Annotated in this window: 18 protein-coding genes; 10 read left to right on the forward strand and 8 right to left on the reverse strand. The window is 68.8% G+C overall.

Features of this window, described 5'->3' with window-relative positions:
• Positions 1-110: 110 nt before the first annotated feature.
• Positions 111-1,544, reverse strand: coding sequence for an MFS transporter (locus ACO6VK_RS01350; protein ID WP_422505100.1), 1,434 nt, complete (start codon positions 1,542-1,544; stop codon positions 111-113).
• Positions 1,545-1,653: 109 nt separating this feature from the next.
• On the opposite strand from ACO6VK_RS01350, the gene ACO6VK_RS01355 reads away from it, so the two are divergent.
• Positions 1,654-2,538 (forward strand): LysR family transcriptional regulator, encoded by an 885-nt coding sequence (locus ACO6VK_RS01355; protein WP_422505101.1) that lies wholly within the window; start codon positions 1,654-1,656, stop codon positions 2,536-2,538.
• Positions 2,539-2,595: 57 nt separating this feature from the next.
• On the opposite strand, the gene pip is transcribed toward ACO6VK_RS01355, so the two are convergent.
• Genes pip through prmC form a run of 3 tightly spaced genes read right to left on the reverse strand, consistent with a single transcriptional unit; the run spans position 2,596 to position 4,830 of the window.
• Positions 2,596-3,540, reverse strand: a complete 945-nt coding sequence (gene pip / locus ACO6VK_RS01360; protein ID WP_422505102.1) for a prolyl aminopeptidase — start codon at positions 3,538-3,540, stop codon at positions 2,596-2,598.
• Positions 3,541-3,581: 41 nt separating this feature from the next.
• Complete coding sequence (locus ACO6VK_RS01365; RefSeq protein ID WP_422505103.1) at positions 3,582-3,920, reverse strand: DUF5713 family protein; 339 nt, start codon at positions 3,918-3,920, stop codon at positions 3,582-3,584.
• 55 nt (positions 3,921-3,975) lie between these two features.
• Positions 3,976-4,830 carry a peptide chain release factor N(5)-glutamine methyltransferase gene (prmC, locus tag ACO6VK_RS01370; protein ID WP_422505104.1) on the reverse strand — a complete coding sequence of 285 codons (855 nt, stop codon included), beginning with the start codon at positions 4,828-4,830 and terminating at the stop codon, positions 3,976-3,978.
• Between the two features lie 352 nt (positions 4,831-5,182).
• Between prmC and ahpC the strand changes: the two genes are divergently transcribed.
• From ahpC to ACO6VK_RS01395, 5 genes are all read left to right on the forward strand, one after another.
• Positions 5,183-5,746, forward strand: a complete 564-nt coding sequence (gene ahpC / locus ACO6VK_RS01375) for an alkyl hydroperoxide reductase subunit C (protein WP_411849970.1) — start codon at positions 5,183-5,185, stop codon at positions 5,744-5,746.
• Positions 5,747-5,899: 153 nt separating this feature from the next.
• A complete protein-coding gene (gene ahpF / locus ACO6VK_RS01380; protein ID WP_422505105.1) occupies positions 5,900-7,492 on the forward strand; it encodes an alkyl hydroperoxide reductase subunit F in 1,593 nt (530 codons plus the stop codon).
• 89 nt (positions 7,493-7,581) lie between these two features.
• Positions 7,582-8,538, forward strand: coding sequence for a DNA-binding transcriptional regulator OxyR (gene oxyR, locus ACO6VK_RS01385; protein WP_422505106.1), 957 nt, complete (start codon positions 7,582-7,584; stop codon positions 8,536-8,538).
• A gap of 139 nt (positions 8,539-8,677) precedes the next feature.
• The gene (gene rnk / locus ACO6VK_RS01390) at positions 8,678-9,082 is read left to right on the forward strand and encodes a nucleoside diphosphate kinase regulator (protein WP_422505107.1); all 405 of its coding nucleotides are present in this window, start codon (positions 8,678-8,680) and stop codon (positions 9,080-9,082) included.
• Between the two features lie 48 nt (positions 9,083-9,130).
• Positions 9,131-10,093 (forward strand): transaldolase, encoded by a 963-nt coding sequence (locus ACO6VK_RS01395; RefSeq protein ID WP_422505108.1) that lies wholly within the window; start codon positions 9,131-9,133, stop codon positions 10,091-10,093.
• 75 nt (positions 10,094-10,168) lie between these two features.
• Here ACO6VK_RS01395 and msrA read toward each other — a convergent pair whose 3' ends face one another.
• Entirely contained in the window at positions 10,169-10,819 is a 651-nt protein-coding gene (gene msrA, locus ACO6VK_RS01400) for a peptide-methionine (S)-S-oxide reductase MsrA (RefSeq protein WP_422505154.1), read from the reverse strand.
• A gap of 30 nt (positions 10,820-10,849) precedes the next feature.
• Positions 10,850-11,116 carry a DUF2007 domain-containing protein gene (locus tag ACO6VK_RS01405; protein ID WP_422505109.1) on the reverse strand — a complete coding sequence of 89 codons (267 nt, stop codon included), beginning with the start codon at positions 11,114-11,116 and terminating at the stop codon, positions 10,850-10,852.
• A gap of 230 nt (positions 11,117-11,346) precedes the next feature.
• Between ACO6VK_RS01405 and ACO6VK_RS01410 the strand changes: the two genes are divergently transcribed.
• From ACO6VK_RS01410 to ACO6VK_RS01425, 4 genes are all read left to right on the forward strand, one after another.
• Positions 11,347-13,095, forward strand: coding sequence for a glutamine--tRNA ligase/YqeY domain fusion protein (locus ACO6VK_RS01410; protein WP_422505110.1), 1,749 nt, complete (start codon positions 11,347-11,349; stop codon positions 13,093-13,095).
• Positions 13,096-13,291: 196 nt separating this feature from the next.
• Positions 13,292-13,852, forward strand: coding sequence for a nucleoside deaminase (locus ACO6VK_RS01415; protein ID WP_422505111.1), 561 nt, complete (start codon positions 13,292-13,294; stop codon positions 13,850-13,852).
• Between the two features lie 24 nt (positions 13,853-13,876).
• Positions 13,877-14,923, forward strand: coding sequence for a 23S rRNA (cytidine(2498)-2'-O)-methyltransferase RlmM (gene rlmM, locus ACO6VK_RS01420; protein ID WP_422505112.1), 1,047 nt, complete (start codon positions 13,877-13,879; stop codon positions 14,921-14,923).
• A 33-nt stretch (positions 14,924-14,956) separates the two neighbouring features.
• The gene (locus ACO6VK_RS01425; protein ID WP_422505113.1) at positions 14,957-15,349 is read left to right on the forward strand and encodes an EF-hand domain-containing protein; all 393 of its coding nucleotides are present in this window, start codon (positions 14,957-14,959) and stop codon (positions 15,347-15,349) included.
• Between the two features lie 20 nt (positions 15,350-15,369).
• Here ACO6VK_RS01425 and ACO6VK_RS01430 read toward each other — a convergent pair whose 3' ends face one another.
• On the reverse strand, positions 15,370-16,545 hold the full coding sequence (locus ACO6VK_RS01430; protein ID WP_422505114.1) for a UbiH/UbiF family hydroxylase: 1,176 nt from the start codon (positions 16,543-16,545) through the stop codon (positions 15,370-15,372).
• On the reverse strand, positions 16,542-17,747 hold the full coding sequence (ubiH, locus tag ACO6VK_RS01435) for a 2-octaprenyl-6-methoxyphenyl hydroxylase (RefSeq protein WP_422505115.1): 1,206 nt from the start codon (positions 17,745-17,747) through the stop codon (positions 16,542-16,544). The genes ACO6VK_RS01430 and ubiH overlap by 4 nt, the downstream gene beginning before the upstream one ends.
• Between the last annotated feature and the right edge of the window lie 69 nt (positions 17,748-17,816).

The following is a 17,816-nucleotide window of genomic DNA, read 5'->3' on the forward strand; positions in this document are numbered from 1 at the left end:
GCTGCTCTTCGCGCCGAACATCACCACCCCGCGCTGCGCGCGATGGCCGACCAACGGTCGGCTCTACCTGGAATCAACCTCCGGAGACCGCGCCGTGGACGGGGCTGCGGTTACGCGGCGGCGCGCTGTGCGGCCGGGGCTTCCTGCGGCCGCAGCCAGAGCGCCACGCCCACGCCCAGCAGCGCGAACAACGCGGCACCGTACTGCGCATGGATCATGCCCTGCAGGGCTGCGTCACTGCTGGCGCCGGCGCTGCCGCGACCGGCGTTGGCCAGCATCACCAGCAACGCCAGGCCCAGCGCGCCGCCGATCTGCTGGGCGGTGGCGGCCATGCCCGAGGCCACCCCCTGCTGCGCGGCGGGTACGCCCTGCCCGGCCACGATCCACATCGAGGTCCAGGTGATGCCCTGGCCGAGGCTGAGCACCACGATGCCCGGCAGCAGGGCCCAGTAAGTGGCGCCATACGGCAACGCGACGGCAACCGCGGCGATGCCGATCGCGCCGGCCAGCATGCCCACCGCCAGCACCTGGCGCGGCGAACGCTGCGCGAGCATGCGCTCGGCGATGCGGATGCCGAAGGTGCACACCAGGGTCGGCGGCAGGAACGCCAGGCCCGCCTGCAGCGCGCTCCAGCCGTAGCCATCCTGGTAGTACAGCGCCAGGAAGTAGTACTGCACGCCGTAGCTGCTCATGAACAGCATCGTCAGCAGCATCGCCGCGCGCAGGCTGCGCAGGCGCAGCAGCGAGAACTGCATCAGCGGGTCGCGGCTGCGGCGTTCGATCTGCACGAACGCGGCCAGCATCACCGCCGACACGACCAGGCAGACCAGCGTGAGCGGGGCCGACCAACCCCATTCCGGGCCCTGCACCAGGGTGGTCACCAGCAGGCTGCCGCCGAGGGTCACCGTCACGCAGCCGGCCAGATCGAACGAGCGGCCCGCCAGCGGTGCGGGATCGCGCGGCAGCCACCAACCGCCCAGCAGCGCGCAGCCGCCGGCAAACGGCACGATCACCAGCAGTACCGAGGCCCACCCGAAGCTCTGGGTCAGCACGCCACCGAGCAGCGTGCCCAGGGCCAGGCCGCCGGCGCTGGCCATCGACCAGATCGCCAGCGCGCGATTGCGCGGCGCGCCTTCGGCATAGATCGTGTTGATCAGCGCCAGCGTGGCCGGGAACAGCAACGCCGCGCCGATGCCCTGCACCGCCCGGGCCGCGATCAGCAGCCACGCACTGGTGCTGAAACCGCCGACCAGCGAGGCCAGCGCGAACAGCGCCATGCCGAGCCGATAGACCCGGCGGCGCCCCAGCAGATCGGCCGCGCGGCCGCCGAGCAGCAGGCAGCCGCCGAACGCCACCGTGTAGCCGCTGACGATCCACTGCAGCTGCTGGGCATTGATGCGCAGCTGCGCGCCCATCTCGTGCAGGGCGACGAAGATGATCGTGGAATCCAGCGCGATGATCAGCTGGGCGGTGGCGAGCAGGGCCAGGGCCAGGCGGGGGAACGCCGGCGCGGGGGCGCCAGCGGGAGACAAGGGGGAGGTCATGCCGACTCGGTGGGACGTAAGAAGGTGGGCAGTCTCATTGATGACGCTTCACAAATAAACCCGGATACTTCGATATCTGTCATGCATATCCGCATGAATCGGAGGAGCGATGGACCTCAACGCCGTGCGCATGCTGGTGCAGGTGGCCGAAGCACGCAGCTTCACGGTCGCCGCCGGTCAGCTCGGAATCAGCCAGTCCGGGCTGTCGCGGGCGATCGGGCGACTGGAAAGCGCGCTCGGTGTGCGCCTGCTCCACCGCAATACCCGCAACGTCAGCCTGACCCCGGACGGCCGGCAGTTTGTCGAGCACTGCGCCCCCCTGCTGAGCGGGCTGGAGGATGCAGAGCGCCGGCTGGGCGACCGCCCCTCCACGCCCTCGGGCGTGTTGAAACTGACGGCGCCCTCGATGTTCGGGCGCAAGGTGCTGGTGCCGCTGGCCGGGCAGTTGATGGCAGCGCACCCGCAGCTGCAGTTCGAGCTGGTGCTCAACGACCGGCTGGTCGATCTGGTCGAGGAAGGCTTCGATGCCGCGCTGCGCACCGGCCCGATCAGCGACGTGCGGATGGTGGCGCGCCCCTTGCGGCCGTTGAACTGGGTCACGGTCGCCTCCCCCGCCTACATCGCCCGGCACGGGGAGCCGGCCACGGTGGATGATCTGCACGCGCATGCCTGCCTGGCGGTGCGCAACCTGCGCAGCGGGCGGCTGGTGGACTGGCAGTTCCGCGAGGGGGACGGGCTGCGTGACGTCACCCCGCCGGCCCGGATGGTGTTCGACAGTGGTGATCCGCTGGTGGAAGGCGCGCTGGCCGGCGTCGGGATCGTGCAGGTGATGGATTTCGCGGTGGCCGATGCCCTCGCCGATGGCCGCCTGCAGCGCGTGCTGCAGCCGTTCGAAGGCCGCAGCCGCGCGTTGTCGCTGGTGTATCCGCCGTCGCGGCAGGCCTCGCCGAAGCTGAAGGTGCTGGCCGAGGCGCTGCTTGCCGGCGACTGGTAGCAGCCGCGGGCGCTGGCCCACCGATGAGGCGCATGCCCCACCGATGGGACCGGCCGATCAGCCGGCGAAACGGTCGGTGGCGCGCACCAGCGCGTCCACGTTCTCCGCTTCGAATGCCGAGTGGCCCGAGGCCGGGCTGATCTCCAGCGTGGATGCCGGCCACGCCTTGTGCAGTTCCCAGGCGTTCTGCAGCGGGCACACCACGTCGTAACGGCCGTGCACGATCACGCCGGGAATATCGGCGATGCGGTGGGCGTCGCGCAGCAGCTGCTCTTCCACCTCGAAGAAGCCACCGTTGACGAAGTAGTGGTTCTCGATGCGCGCGAAGGCCAGCGCGAACTGCGGGTCTTCGTGGCTGTTCACGAAGTCGTCGTCCACGTGCAGGAAGCTGGTGGCGCCTTCCCACACGCTCCAGGCCTTGGCGGCGGCCAGGCGCGTGGCCTCGTCGTCGCTGGTCAGGCGGCGGTGGAACGCGGAAATCAGGTCGTGGCGCTCCACGGCCGGGATCGGCTTGAGGTAGTGCTCCCACGCGTCGGGGAACAGACGGTTGGCGCCTTCCTGGTAGAACCACTCCAGCTCCCAGCGGCGCAGCATGAAGATGCCGCGCAGCACCAGTTCGGTCACGCGCTGCGGGTGCGTCTGGGCGTAGGCCAGCGCCAGGGTGGAGCCCCAGCTGCCGCCGAACACCTGCCAGCGATCCACCTTGAGGTGCTCGCGCAGTTTCTCGATATCGGCCACCAGATCCCAGGTGGTGTTGTCCACCAGGTCGGCATGCGGCGTGGAACGGCCGGCACCGCGCTGGTCGAACAGGATGATGCGGTACTTGGCCGGGTCATGGAACTGGCGCATCTTCTCGCTGCAGCCACCACCCGGGCCACCGTGCAGCATCACCACCGGCTTGCCGTCGGGGTTGCCGCACTGCTCGAAGTACAGCGTGTGGCGATCATCGACCTTCAGGCTGCCGACGTCGTAGGGAGTGATGGCGGGGTACAGCGTACGCATGACGGAACTCCGTTGTTGGGGACAGGCACGCACGGGCGGGTTCACCACTCGCGCGGGCTGATCAGGTCTTCGACATCCACATCGAACCCGTAGCTGCGCGCGATGAAATCGACATCGCTGCCGATGGTCTCGCGTGCCACGGTTTCCAGTTCGCTGCCCTGCGCTTCGAAGGCTTCGCCAAGCACGTTGAATTCGAGCGTGGCTGCATGGGTCAGCGCGCACAGCGCCGCCGCATCGACGGGCGGCTCGCGCTCGATGCGCTCGCACAGGCGCAGCAGGATCTGCCGGCCCTGTTCGACCAGGGGCGCGGGAAAATAGCTGTCCTGACGCATGTCATGAAGAAACGGGTGCGCCAGGACCTTGGCATTGCGAAGCAGCATGGTGCGTCCTTTCGGGTGGAACGCCATTCTACCCACGGCATTGTTGCCGCTGGGTTCAAACCACGCCGGGCAGACAGCCGCAGGTCACGCGGTCGCGCTGTTCGAGATCGCGTACGGTGGACACGCGATCGAACCCGGCCTGTTCGAACAGCGCGCGGATCGCGTCACCCTGATCCCAGCCATGTTCGATCAGCAGCCAGCCACCGGGCAGCAGGTGCGCACCGGCGCCCGCAACGATCACGCGGATATCGTCCAGTCCATCCGGCCCGGAGGCCAGCGCGCTCGCCGGTTCATGGCGCAGATCGCCCTGCAGCAGATGCGGATCATCGCTGGCGATGTAGGGCGGGTTGCTGGCGATCAACGCGAAGCGCTGGCCGGCCAACGGCGCATACCAGGACCCTGCGACGAACACCACGTTGTGCACGCCATTGGCCGCCGCGTTGCGACGCGCCACGGTGAGGGCCTCGGCGCTGGCGTCGGTGGCGGTGATGCGGGCCTGCGGGCGCTCGCTGGCCAGGGCCAGGGCGATCGCGCCGCTGCCCGTACCAAGGTCGGCCACATCCACGGCGGTCTCCACCGGCAGCCGGTCCAACGCCAGCTCGACCAGCAGCTCGGTTTCCGGGCGGGGGATCAGTGTGGCCGGGCTGACCGCTAGGTCCAGCGTCCAGAAGCCGCGCCGGCCCAGCAGGTAGGCCACCGGCTCGCCGGCCTGGCGGCGTGCCAGCAGGGCCTGGAAGGCGGCCACCGCGTCGGCGTCGAGCAGATCGGTGGCGTGCGCGAACAGCCAGCTGCGTTCGCGGCCGAGGACGTGCAGCAGCAGCAGTTCGGCCTCGTGCCGCCCCTCCACGCCGGGCAGGGTGGCGGCGGCCTCGGCCAGCAGCTGTCGAACGTCGCGCGGGGCGGCAGTCATGGCGGGGATCGTGCAGGAACGGGCGCGCAGTGTAGTGCACCGTCACAGCGCGGCTGCAGCCGGGAGCGACGCGGGCGCGTGCGGCGCCGCGGGCAGCGTGGCTGACCGGTTCGTTCAGGCTTCAGGATGTGCGGATAAGTGCTGGCTATGGCGCAGACGAGCAGCAACGGGAGCGATGTCATTGCGCTGCAACGCATTCGGGCGATATCGGTCCAAGGATTCATCTTTGGATCATCTCATTTCGATAGACTCAACCTATCGTATAGATGCAATCAATGGATTGTCCTTATGGGAAAGGAGCCGCTAACCTGTGTTGGTCGCTTCACCCACCCCTTCACCAAGAGGAACAACGATGTCGCTCATCAACACCCAGATCCAGCCGTTCGAAGCCAACGCCTACCAGAACGGCGAGTTCATCAAGGTCTCCGACAGCACCCTGAAGGGCCAGTGGTCCGTGCTGATCTTCATGCCGGCCGCGTTCACCTTCAACTGCCCGACTGAAATCGAAGACGCCGCCGACCATTACGCCGAATTCCAGAAGGCCGGTGCCGAGGTGTACATCGTCACCACCGATACCGAGTTCTCGCACAAGGTGTGGCACGAAACCTCGCCGGCCGTGGGCAAGGCCCAGTTCCCGCTGGTCGCCGATCCGACCCACACCCTGACCAACGCCTTCGGCGTGCACATTCCGGAAGCGGGCCTGGCCCTGCGCGGCACCTTCATCATCAACCCGGAAGGCGTGATCAAGACCCTGGAGATCCACTCCAACGAGATCGCCCGTGACGTCTCCGAGACCCTGCGCAAGCTCAAGGCTGCACAGTTCACCGCCGCCAACCCGAACCAGGTGTGCCCGGCCAAGTGGAAGGAAGGCGAGAAGACCCTGACCCCGTCGCTGGATCTGGTCGGCAAGATCTAAGCAACGCCTCATCCCCATTCCCGTTTCGACGGGAGTGGGGGTGAACCCAAGCCGGTGCCGCGATGCGCCCGCTTTGGTTCACCCCCACGCTGCGCAGATGTACCGTTGCGGTACGTCGATGCCGTCCCCTTGCCTGAATCAAGGAGTTTTTCGATGTTGGATGCCAACCTCCAGTCCCAGCTCAAGACCTACCTGGAACGCGTCACCCGCCCGATCCAGATCACGGCGCACGTGGACGACGGCGCCAAATCGCAGGAGATGCTGGAGCTGCTCAACACCCTGACCACCCTGTCGACGCAGATCCAGCTGGACGTGCGCCGCGATGGCAGCGAGCGCACCCCCTCCTTCGCGCTGACCACGCCGGGCCAGGACATCCACCTGGCCTTCGCCGGGCTGCCGATGGGCCACGAGTTCACCTCGCTGGTGCTGGCGCTGCTGCAGGTGGGCGGGCATCCGTCCAAGGCCACTGCCGAGCTGATCGAGCAGGTGCGCAACCTGGACGGCGACTACCGCTTTGAAACCTATTTCTCGCTGTCCTGCCAGAACTGCCCCGACGTGGTGCAGGCGCTGAACCTGGCGGCGGTGCTCAATCCGCGCATCCAGCATGTGGCGATCGACGGCGCGCTGTTCCCGGCCGAAGTCGAGGCACGCCAGATCATGTCCGTGCCCACCGTGTACCTCAACGGCGAGGTGTTCGATCAGGGCCGCATGAGCCTGGAGCAGATCGTGGCCAAGCTGGACACCGGGTCGGGCAAGCGCGACGCCGAGAAGATCAGCGCCAAGGCGCCGTTCGATGTGCTGGTGGTCGGCGGTGGCCCGGCCGGCGCGGCCGCAGCGATCTACGCGGCGCGCAAGGGCATCCGCACCGGCGTGGCGGCCGAGCGCTTCGGTGGCCAGGTGCTGGACACGATGGCCATCGAGAACTTCATTTCGGTCAAGGAGACCGAGGGCCCCAAGCTCGCTGCCGCGCTGGAACAGCATGTGCGCGAGTACGAGGTGGACATCATGAACCTGCAGCGCGCCACTGCGCTGGTGCCGGCCGGCGATGACGGCCTGGTCGAAATCAAACTGGAGAACGGCGCGTCGCTGAAGTCACGTTCGGTGATCCTGTCCACCGGTGCGCGCTGGCGCCAGATGAACGTGCCCGGCGAAGCGCAGTACCGCAACAAGGGCGTGGCGTACTGCCCGCACTGCGATGGTCCGCTGTTCAAGGGCAAGCGCGTGGCGGTGATCGGTGGCGGCAACTCCGGCGTCGAGGCAGCCATCGACCTGGCCGGCATCGTGTCGCATGTGACCCTTCTGGAATTTGATGCCACACTGCGCGCCGATGAGGTGTTGCAGAAGAAGCTGCGCAGCCTGGGCAACGTCACCATCATCACCAGCGCCCTCACCCAGGAAGTCCTGGGCGACGGCCAGAAGGTAAGTGGCCTGGTGTATCAGGACCGCGTTGGCGGCGATGCGCATCGGATCGAACTGGAAGGTATTTTCGTGCAGATCGGCCTGCTTCCCAACACCGAGTGGCTGAAGGACACCGTGGCGCTCTCTCCGCGCGGCGAAATCCTCATCGACGACCGTGGCCAGACCAGCGTTCCCGGCGTATTCGCAGCAGGAGATTGCACCACCGTTCCGTACAAGCAGATCGTCATCGCGATGGGGGCCGGCTCCACCGCCGCACTGAGCGCCTTCGATCACCTGATCCGTACGTCCGTTCCCAAGAGCAGCGGTGCTGTCGCCGAAGCTGCCTGATTTGCGTCGCTCCCGGCTGCATCGGGAGCGTCTTCTGCCCGCTGGGTAAACCACGCCATCACCCGGTCCATACCCCTAGAGGTCTAAGGATGAACCTACGTGATCTGAAGTATCTTGTGGCCCTGGCCGACCATCGCCATTTCGGCCGTGCCGCTGCCGCCTGTTTCGTCAGCCAACCCACGCTCTCCACCCAGATCCGCAAGCTGGAGGACGAGTTGGGGTTGCCGCTGGTCGAACGTGCGCCGCGCAAGGTCATGCTGACCCCGGCCGGCGTGGAAGCGGCAGCGCGTGCACGCACCATCGTGGCCGAGGTCGAGCAGATGAAAGAGGCTGCACGGCGCAGCCGCGATCCCGAAGCCGGCACCGTGCGCCTGGGCATCTTCCCGACCCTCGGCCCGTACCTGCTGCCGCACGTCATCCCCAACATCCGCGAGCGTTTCCCGCACCTGGAACTGCTGCTGGTGGAGGAGAAGAGCGACGAACTGCTGACCCGCCTGCGCGAAGGCAGACTGGATGCGGCGCTGCTGGCGCTGCCGCTGGACGATGACCAGCTGCACGCCGAGTTCCTGTTCGAGGAACCGTTCCTGCTGGCGGTCTCCGGCCAGCATCCGCTGGCCCGGCGCCACCACCTGGATGTGCAGGAGTTGTCGGCGCAGAAGCTGCTGCTGCTCGAAGATGGTCACTGCCTGCGCGACCAGGCACTGGCGGTATGCCGCCTGTTCGGGGCCAACGAGAAGTCCGAGTTCCGCGCCACCAGCCTGGAAACCCTGCGCCAGATGGTGGCCGCCGACGTGGGCATCACCCTGATGCCGACGCTGTCGGTCAAACCGCCGGTTCCGCGGTCGGAGAACATCCGCCTGCTGGACTTCAACGGCGACGACCGCCCCAGCCGCCGCATCGCGATGGCCTGGCGCCGCAGCTCGGCCATGAGTGGCTTCCTGGATCAGCTTGCCCAGCAGTTCAAGCGGCTGCCGCAGGAGCTGTTCACGCTGCAGGCCGGCGACAGCGGCGTGCTGCCGGTAACGGTCCCGCAGCGGCCGGCCTGAGGCTGGCTGAACCGCCCGACGGGCAGGCGGATCGGCACGGGTCGCATCCGCCTGCGATTGTCAGCACAATAGAACCAGGCGGCGCCAGCAGGCGCCGCCTTTTGCATGGGCCATCAACAAATACGCAAGGAGCTTCACCATGTCCACATCCAGCGGACTGCCGCCGTCGATCACTGTTTCCAGCCACGATATGGATCGCCTGGAAGCCATGCTCGATTCCCCCGCCGTCGGCCAGACGCCGGCCGCGCTCGCGCTCGCCCAGGAACTCAACCGTGCCACCGTGGTGGCGCCCGACGCGATGCCCGAGGGCACCGTCATGATGCATTCGCGCGTGGAGTGCGAAGATGAGCTGCAGAACGAAAAGCACGTGCTGACGCTGGTCTACCCCCGCGAAGCCAACGTGGAACAGGGCAAGGTCTCGATCCTTGCGCCGGTGGGCACCGCCCTGCTGGGCCTGTCGGTTGGCCAGAGCATGGACTGGGATGCCCCGGGCGGCCGCAAGCTGCGCCTGCGCGTCACCGCCGTCCACAACCCGAATTCCTGAACCGCGCTGCGTTGCGCGCCGGTTCTTTCGTCCCCTCCAGGAGTGGCAATGAACACCGTTTCTCCGTCCAAACTCACCCAGCTGCGTGATCTCTCCGTCGTCGTGGCCGATACCGGCGACTACGAGGCGATCAAGCGCTTGAAGCCGGTCGACTGCACGACCAACCCGACGCTGGTGAAGAAGGCGCTGGACCTGCCGGTGTACGCGGACCTGATCGAACGCGAGCTGGCCTGGGGCCGTGAGCAGACCGGCGAGCGTGAGACCATCGTGCATGCCGTGGCGGACCGCCTGACCGTGGGCGTGGGCACGCTGCTGAGCACGCTGGTGCCGGGCCGGGTGTCCACCGAGGTGGATGCCGACCAGGCCCACGATACGGAGGCCACGGTGGCCAAGGCGCGCCAGTTCATCGCGATGTACGAGGCGGCCGGCGTGCCGCGCAGCAAGGTGCTGATCAAGATTGCTGCCACCTGGGCCGGCGTGGAAGCCGCGCGCCAGCTGCAGAGCGAAGGCATCGACTGCAACCTGACGCTGATCTTCAATCCGACCCAGGCGCTGGCCTGCAGCGAAGCCGGTGCGTTCCTGATTTCGCCGTTCGTCGGCCGCATCCTGGACTGGTACGTGGCCAACGGGCAGACCCCGGCGACCATCGACGAGGACCCGGGCGTGGTGTTCGTGCGCGGCGTGTATGCCGAGTTCAAGCGCCGCGGCTCGCCGACGGTGGTGATGGGCGCATCGTTCCGTTCGACGGCGCAGATCGAGGCGCTGGCCGGCTGCGACCGCCTGACCATTTCGCCGGACCTGCTGGAAAAGCTGGACGCCGACCACGGCGACCTGCCGCGCAAGCTCGTTGCCGGTGCCGCCGAAGCGGTCACCGCACCGCCGATCGACGCCACGCAGTTCGCCACCGACCTGGCCGCCGACCCGATGGCCACCGAGAAGCTGGCGGCCGGCATCGATGCATTCGCCAAGGACCTGGACGCGCTGCGCCAGACGATCCGCGAACGACTGTAAGCGGCACCGCGTCTCTGGACGCCAACGCGGGACGGATGCAGCACGTGCATCCGTCCCGTGTTCGTTTGCGGAAGCTTACGCCCCCACCCCGATCGGGCAGCTCACGCCGGTGCCGCCGATGCCGCAGTAGCCGTTCGGGTTCTTGGCCAGATACTGCTGGTGGTAGTCCTCGGCGTAGTAGTACTCCGGGGCCGGGAAGACGATCTCGGTGGTGATCGCGCCAAGCCCCGCCTCGCTCAGCCGCTGCTGGTAGAGGTCGCGGCTGGCCAGCGCGGCCTCGTACTGGGCCTGGCTGGTGGCGTGGATCGCCGAGCGGTACTGGGTGCCGGTGTCGTTGCCCTGGCGCATGCCCTGGGTGGGGTCATGGTTTTCCCAGAACACCTGCAGCACCTCGGCCAGGCCGATGATGGCCGGGTCGAAGACCACCTCCACGATTTCGGTATGCCCGGTCAGGCCGGAGCAGACTTCTTCGTAGGTGGGGTTGGAGGTGCTGCCGCCGGCATAGCCGACCGAGGTGGAATACACGCCCGGCAGGGTCCAGAACTTGCGCTCTGCCCCCCAGAAACAGCCCATCGCCACGCGGATGCGCTGCAGGCCGGCAAAGCCGTCCTTGAGCGGGTGGCTGTTGACGTAGTGCTGGTTGTGCAGCGGCAGGGGATGCTCGCGGCCCGGCAGGGCCTCGTCCGGGCGCGGCAGGCGCTGCTTGAACGCGCCGATGCCCAACAGGCCCTTGGCAATTCCCAACATGGCGGTCTCCTAGGCCGGCAACAGGCCGGCGCTTTCGTCACCATCGAATATGGGGTCGTCATGCGGGCCGCCCAAGTCCAGGCCGGCCACGATCCCCTCGGCCTCCGGGCGGGCCAGGTCCGGCACGCAGACCCGCAGCACGCCGAACAGCGGCAGCTCGCCCATGCCGCCCAGCAGCGATTCGCCGAACACGAAGGCCGGAATGCCGGCATCCTCCAGCGCATGCTTGACCAGATGGGCGTCGAACAGGTTGTCGGCCTGGTAGATGACGTGCATGGGCAGCTCCAGCGGGTGTCGGTGCAGGATACCCCGGCGCGGCATCCCCCCGTCTGTCGTGGGGGGGGGGGGGGGGGGAGGGGGGGGGAGGGGGGGGGAGGGGGGGGGGGTGTGTGTGGTGGGGGAGGAGTGCCCCCCCCCCCCCCCCCCCCCCCACTACCCGTTTAGCCTGTCGCTGCCCGACAGGCTAAACTGGTGGTCTTTCTGCCTTTCAACTGCGACCGCGCATCATGTCCGAGTCTACCGCCACCCCCACCGACGCCCTTCCGGAAACCCACGAAAAGCGGGATTTCATCCGTCAGATCGTCCGCGAGGACCTGGCCGCCGGCAAGCATGCTGCGATCAAGACGCGCTTCCCGCCCGAGCCCAACGGCTACCTGCACATCGGCCATGCCAAGTCGATCTGCCTGAACTTCGGCATTGCCGGTGAGTTCGGGGGCGTGTGCAACCTGCGCTTCGACGATACCAACCCGGCCAAGGAAGACCCCGAGTACGTGGCGGCCATCCAGGACGACGTGCGCTGGCTGGGCTTCGAGTGGAACGAGCTTCGCCACGCCTCGGACTACTTCGACGCCTACTACCTGGCCGCCCAGAAGCTGATCCGCGACGGCAAGGCGTACGTGTGCGACCTGTCGGCCGAGGAAGTGCGCGCCTACCGCGGCACCCTGACCGAGCCGGGCCGCCCGTCGCCGTTCCGCGAGCGCAGCGTGGAAGAAAACCTGGACCTGTTCGCGCGCATGCGCGCCGGCGAATTCCCGGACGGTGCGCGCACCGTGCGCGCCAGGATCGACATGGCCAGCGGCAACATCAACCTGCGTGATCCGGCGCTGTACCGGATCAAGCACGTCGAGCATCAGAACACCGGCAATGCCTGGCCGATCTACCCGATGTACGACTTCGCACATGCACTGGGCGACTCGCTCGAGGGCATCACCCACTCGCTGTGCACGCTGGAGTTCGAAGACCACCGCCCGCTGTACGACTGGTGCGTGGACAACGTCGACTTCGCGCACGACGACGCGCTGACCGCGCCGCTGGTGGAGCGCGGGCTGCCGCGCGAAGCGGCCAAGCCGCGCCAGATCGAGTTCTCGCGGTTGAACATCAACTACACGGTGATGAGCAAGCGCAAGCTGATGGCGCTGGTCACCGAGCAGCTGGTGGACGGCTGGGAAGACCCGCGCATGCCGACTCTGCAGGGCCTGCGCCGCCGCGGTTACACCCCGGCCGCGATGCGCCTGTTCGCCGAACGCGTGGGCATCAGCAAGCAGAACTCGCTGATTGATTTCAGCGTGCTCGAAGGCGCGCTGCGCGAAGACCTGGACAGCGCCGCCGCGCGCCGCATGGCGGTGATCGACCCGGTCAAGCTGGTGCTGACCAACCTGCCGGAGGGCCACGCCGAAACGCTGACCTTCTCCAACCATCCCAAGGACGAGGCCTTCGGTACCCGCGAGGTCCCGTTCGCGCGCGAGTTGTGGATCGAACGCGAGGACTTCGCCGAGATCCCGCCGAAGGGCTGGAAGCGCCTGGTGCCGGGCGGCGAAGTGCGCCTGCGCGGTGCGGGCATCATCCGCTGCGATGAGGTGATCAAGGATGCCGACGGCGCCATCACCGAGCTGCGCGGCTGGCTGGACCCGGAATCGCGTCCGGGCATGGAAGGCGCCAACCGCAAGGTCAAGGGCACCATCCATTGGGTCAGCGCCGTGCACGCAGTGCCGGCCGAGATCCGCCTGTACGACCGTCTGTTCTCGGTGCCGAACCCGGACGACGAATCCGACGGCAAGACCTACCGCGATTACCTCAATCCGGCATCGCGCCGCACCGTCACCGGCTATGTCGAACCGGCCGCCGCCAGCGCCGCCCCGGAACAGTCGTTCCAGTTCGAACGCACCGGCTACTTCGTCGCCGATCGCCGCGACCACACCGCGGCCACCCCGGTGTTCAACCGCAGCGTGACCCTGCGCGATACCTGGTCGGCGTAAGCCCTCCACGCCGGTGCCTGGCACCGGCCACGTTCCAGCGGAGCCCTGCACCGGCAGGGCATTCGCCCCGGCATCCCCTCACCCGGCGCAGCGTCCGCGCCGGCAGGCCCGTGGCCGCGTTCAGCGCGGACACGGCATCCCTACGCACGGCCCGATACACTGCCGCTGCTCCGTCCTAGAAGAGGCCCACGCCCCGATGCTGTACGCGCAAGTCCACCTCACCCTGCCCGCCTGGATCCACGACCAGATCGACCTCAGCCGCGCCTATCCCGGCGATGCCGACAAGGTCGCGCTGGCGATCGAGCTGTCGCGCCTGAATGTCGAGGCGCAGACCGGCGGTCCGTTCGGCGCGGTGGTGTTCGGCCCGGACGACCGCGTCATCGCCGCCGGCGTCAACCGCGTGGTGCCGCACAGCACCTCGCTGGCGCATGCCGAGAACATGGCCTACATGCTGGCCCAGCAGCGTCTGCAGACCCCGCGGCTGAACGATGTGCTGAGCCCGATCACGCTCGCCACGTCGTCCCAGCCCTGCTGCCAGTGCTACGGCGCGACCGTCTGGGCCGGCATCGACCGCCTGCTGATCGGCGCCAGCGCGCAGGATGTGGAAGAACTCACCGCGTTCGACGAAGGCCCGCTGCCGGCCGACTGGGTCGGTGAACTCAACCAGCGCGGCATCGAGGTCGTGCGCGACATCGAGCGCGACGCGGCACGTGCCGTGCTGCGCCAGTACGGGGAGACCAACGGTGCGCATTACTGACCGCCGCGCTTCGGGCGCGATTCGATGAGCGGCCTGCTGTGTCTGTGCCGCCAGGGCTTCGAGCCCGAACTGGCCGGTGAACTGACCGAGCGCGCGGCGTATGCCGGCATTGCCGGGTATGCGCGTACGCAGCGCAACGATGGCTACGTGTTGTTCGCCACCGATGAAGGCGCCGCCCTGTCCAAGGCGTTGCCGTGGCGTTCGCTGATCTTCGCGCGGCAGAAGATGGTGGTGCTGGCCGAGCTGCCCCAGCTGGATGCGGCCGACCGCATCACCCCGATCATTGCCGCCCTGCAGGGCCAGCAGCGCTTCGGCGACATGTGGGTGGAGCACCCGGATTCGGATGAGGGCAAGCCGCTGGCCGGCCTGGCCCGCGCCTTCGGCAATGCGCTGCGTCCGGCGCTGCGCAAGGCCGGCCTGTTGACCGACAAGGCCAACACCGCGCTGCCGCGTCTGCACATCGTGTTCGTGGACGGGCGCCATGCGTTCGTCTGCGTCGCCGATACCCGTGACAGCGCGCCGTGGGCCCTGGGCATCCCGCGCCTGAAGCTGCTGCCCGACGCGCCGTCGCGCTCGGCACTGAAGCTGGATGAGGCGCTGCTGACCCTGATGACCCCGGAAGAGCGCGAGAAGCTGGTGGTGCCGGGCATGCGCGCGGCCGATCTTGGCGCCGCACCGGGCGGCTGGACCTGGGTGTTGACCCGCCAGCACGTCCACGTGATCAGCGTGGACAACGGTCCGCTGCGCGACCATGTGCTGGAGACGGGCCTGGTCGAGCACCTGCGCGCCGACGGCTTCCACTGGCAGCCGGAGACCCCGCTGGACTGGATGGTCTGCGACATGGTTGAACAGCCGCGACGGGTCGCCGAGCGCATGGCCACCTGGTTCCGCGAGGGCTGGTGCCGGCATGCGATCTTCAACCTCAAGCTGCCGATGAAGAAGCGCTGGGACGAGACCCGCATGTGCCTGGACCTGTTCCAGGCGCAGGCCGACAAGCCGCTGGTGGTGCGTGCCAAGCAGCTGTACCACGACCGCGAGGAAATCACGGTGCTGGCCTCGCCGTTGCGCTGACCCGCGCGGCACACCCTTTTTTCGGAGATCGCGATGCGACGTCTTTCCAGCCTGGTGCTGCTGCTGTGCGTGCCGGGGGTTGTCTGTGCCCAGGCCGCTGCCCCGCGTCCGGCCATCAGCGAACCGTTGCGCGAGGTGCCGGTCAGCGTGCGCACCCAGCCGCTGGCGCAGGGCAAGGTCACCCATCAGGTGACGCTCCCCGCGCCGGCCGGCGAGGCCGAGGTCACGGTGCGGTCGGTGCAGCCGGTGGCCGTGGTTGGCCAGTACCGGTTCGCCTTCCAGGCGCTCGACGTGGATGGCGACGGCTTCATCAGCCGCGAGGAGGCACAGGCCAATCCCGCGCTGGCCGATGAATTCACCGCGCTGGATGTGAAGCGTCGCGGCAAGCTCGACCGCGCCGACCTGGCCGGCTGGCTGGTCGACTAGCCCCGGTCACGCGGCCGGCGTCACACCCCGGCCGCGCGTTTCCAGAACATCGACACCAGCGGCGGCAGCTTGCCGGCACAGCCCAGCACGCGGCCGCGCGCCAGCGTGAGGTGCATCTCGTCGTTGGAGAACACCGTGTTGATTGCATCGAACCCGTAGGCAGCCACGGTGTTCTCGCTGCGGCGTTCGCGTGCCCAGCGCTGCAGGCGGTGCGGCGACATCCAGTCCTGGCGGCGCTGCTGCGCATCGCGGACCAGACCACGCAGCGCGGCGACATCGCGCAGACCCAGGTTCACGCCCTGCCCGGCCAGCGGATGCACCACATGCGCGGCATCGCCCAGCGCGAGGACACGGCCGGCCACATAGCCGGTCGCCAACTGGCGGCGCAGCGGGAAGGCCACGCGGCGCGAGGCCGGCATCATCGCCCCCAGGCGGGCGCCGAAGGCCGCGGTCAGTTCGCGCCCGAAGGCCGCGTCGTCCAGCGCCAGCACGCGCTCGGCTTCCGCATCGGGCAGCGTCCAGACGATGGAACTGCGGCGGGCGCCGATTGGCAGAACCGCCAACGGGCCGGTCACCAGGAAACGCTGCCAGGCGGTGGCCTCGTTGTCGCGTTCGGTGTCCACATAGGCCACCACGCCGCGCTGGCCGTAGTCCTGGCGGACCACCTCCAGCCCCGCCAGCCGGCGCAGGGTCGATTCGGCGCCATCGGCGGCGATCGCCAGCGACGCCTCCAGGCGACGACCGTCCTCCAGCCGCAGCCGCACGCCCTCCGCGTCCTGCTCCAGCGCGTCGACCCGCGCGGGGCAGCACACCTGCACGCCCGCCGCCGGCAGCGCCGCCCACAGGCGGTCCACCAGCAGGTCGTTCTCGACGATCCAGCCCAGCTGCTGGCGGCCAAGGGTGTCGGCATCGAAACGCAGCTCGTCGCCACCGGCCGCATCCCAGACCCGCATGCGCCGATAGGCGCAGGCGCGCGCGCGGCTGACCGCGGGCCACACGCCGAGCGATTCGAGCAGCTGTGCGTTGTCGGGCGCGAACGCGTATACGCGCAGGTCCGGCTGCTGCGGCTGCCACTGCGCCGGCTCGCGTCCCTCGACCAGGGTCACCTCCAGCCCGGCATCGGCCAGCGCCAGCGCGCAGGTCGCCCCGACCACGCCGCCGCCCACCACGATCACATCACGCGCGCGCCGGCTCATGCGGCGCCCTCCCGGCACAGCGCCGGCACCTCGCCGCGGAACCCCATCGCGCCGCCGACCAGCATCGACTGCATCGGGGTGGCCTGCGCGGCCAGCAGCCCGAGGCTGCGCAACGGCCGCATCAACGGCGCCGGGTTGCTGGTCAGCCGGGCCAGCCCACCGGAGAAGGCGATGGTCTGTTCGCGGTCCTCCGCACGCCGCGCCACGTGCGCGGCCAACAGGGCATCGCTGCCCGGATCATCGGCAGCGGTTACCAGTTCGGCCAGGGTCAGCGCATCGCGCAGGCCCAGGTTGAAGCCCTGCGCGCCGAGCGGGTGGATGGTCTGCGCGGCATTGCCGAGCAGCACCGCCCGCTCACCCACCAGCGACTGCGCCAGTACCTGGATCAGCGGGTAGGCGCTGCGCGGGCCGCTCTCCAGCAACCGTCCGGCGCGCCAGCCGATCGCGTCCTGCAGGCGCTGCAGCCACGCCGCATCGTCCAGCGCCAGCACCGCCTCGGCCTCGGCGCGGGCCACGCCGTGCACCGCACCGTAGTGGCGGTCGCCACGCGGCAGCAGTGCGGTGGGGCCGGTGTCGGTGAAGCGTTCGTAGGCGGTGCCGTCGGGCGCGCGTGCGGCGCGCACCCGCGACACGAACAGGGTCTGCTCGAAATCATGCTCGTCCACGCCGATGCCCAACGCATCGCGCACGCCGCTGCGGGTGCCATCGGCACCGACCACCAGCCGCGCCAGCAGGCAGCGTTCGCCGCCGTCGTCGGCGATGAACACCTGGCGATGGCCGTCGACGGTATCGCCAAGGCGGACGAAGCGGGCCGGCCGGTAGCGGGTCAGGCGGGTCAGTTCGTCCAGGCGGGTTTCCAGCGCCTGGCCGAAGTCGCGCGCCACCACCACCTGGCCGAACCACGGGCGCTGGTACTGCGCTGCCTCCATCTGCACGCGGCCGAAATCGCCTGCGCGGCTGACGTGGATGCGGGTGATCGCGCCGGTGCCCGTGCCCAGCCGCTGCATCACGCCCAACGCGGTCAACGCATTGACCGTGGCGGCGGCAAAACTCAGGTTGCGCTGGTCGAACACCGCCGGCAGCGTTCCCGCCGGGGTGGCTTCCACCAGCCCGACATCGCGTCCGGCGCGGTCCAGCGCGATGGCCAGGCTGGCACCGACCAGCCCACCGCCTACGATCACCACATCATGTCGTTCACTCATGCCGCCATGATAAGCGGCCACCGCGGTCCGCGCCGACCCGCCGCACCCGCCACCGTGGCCCGGGCGCCC

This window comes from Stenotrophomonas sp. GZD-301 (genome assembly GCF_049310345.1).
GTDB lineage: Bacteria > Pseudomonadota > Gammaproteobacteria > Xanthomonadales > Xanthomonadaceae > Stenotrophomonas.

Bases quoted from the DNA above. Each gene is read 5' to 3' on its own strand.
- rlmM (WP_422505112.1), top strand. From the start codon at position 13,877: ATGAGCGGCCTGCTGTGTCTGTGCCGCCAGGGCTTCGAGCCCGAACTG.
- ACO6VK_RS01410 (WP_422505110.1), top strand. From the start codon at position 11,347: ATGTCCGAGTCTACCGCCACCCCCACCGACGCCCTTCCGGAAACCCAC.
- ACO6VK_RS01405 (WP_422505109.1), bottom strand. From the start codon at position 11,116: ATGCACGTCATCTACCAGGCCGACAACCTGTTCGACGCCCATCTGGTC.
- ACO6VK_RS01430 (WP_422505114.1), bottom strand. From the start codon at position 16,545: ATGAGCCGGCGCGCGCGTGATGTGATCGTGGTGGGCGGCGGCGTGGTC.
- ACO6VK_RS01355 (WP_422505101.1), top strand. From the start codon at position 1,654: ATGGACCTCAACGCCGTGCGCATGCTGGTGCAGGTGGCCGAAGCACGC.
- pip (WP_422505102.1), bottom strand. From the start codon at position 3,540: ATGCGTACGCTGTACCCCGCCATCACTCCCTACGACGTCGGCAGCCTG.
- ACO6VK_RS01350 (WP_422505100.1), bottom strand. From the start codon at position 1,544: ATGACCTCCCCCTTGTCTCCCGCTGGCGCCCCCGCGCCGGCGTTCCCC.
- prmC (WP_422505104.1), bottom strand. From the start codon at position 4,830: ATGACTGCCGCCCCGCGCGACGTTCGACAGCTGCTGGCCGAGGCCGCC.
- ahpF (WP_422505105.1), top strand. From the start codon at position 5,900: ATGTTGGATGCCAACCTCCAGTCCCAGCTCAAGACCTACCTGGAACGC.
- ACO6VK_RS01425 (WP_422505113.1), top strand. From the start codon at position 14,957: ATGCGACGTCTTTCCAGCCTGGTGCTGCTGCTGTGCGTGCCGGGGGTT.
- rnk (WP_422505107.1), top strand. From the start codon at position 8,678: ATGTCCACATCCAGCGGACTGCCGCCGTCGATCACTGTTTCCAGCCAC.
- ACO6VK_RS01395 (WP_422505108.1), top strand. From the start codon at position 9,131: ATGAACACCGTTTCTCCGTCCAAACTCACCCAGCTGCGTGATCTCTCC.
- ACO6VK_RS01365 (WP_422505103.1), bottom strand. From the start codon at position 3,920: ATGCTGCTTCGCAATGCCAAGGTCCTGGCGCACCCGTTTCTTCATGAC.
- ubiH (WP_422505115.1), bottom strand. From the start codon at position 17,747: ATGAGTGAACGACATGATGTGGTGATCGTAGGCGGTGGGCTGGTCGGT.
- oxyR (WP_422505106.1), top strand. From the start codon at position 7,582: ATGAACCTACGTGATCTGAAGTATCTTGTGGCCCTGGCCGACCATCGC.
- ahpC (WP_411849970.1), top strand. From the start codon at position 5,183: ATGTCGCTCATCAACACCCAGATCCAGCCGTTCGAAGCCAACGCCTAC.
- ACO6VK_RS01415 (WP_422505111.1), top strand. From the start codon at position 13,292: ATGCTGTACGCGCAAGTCCACCTCACCCTGCCCGCCTGGATCCACGAC.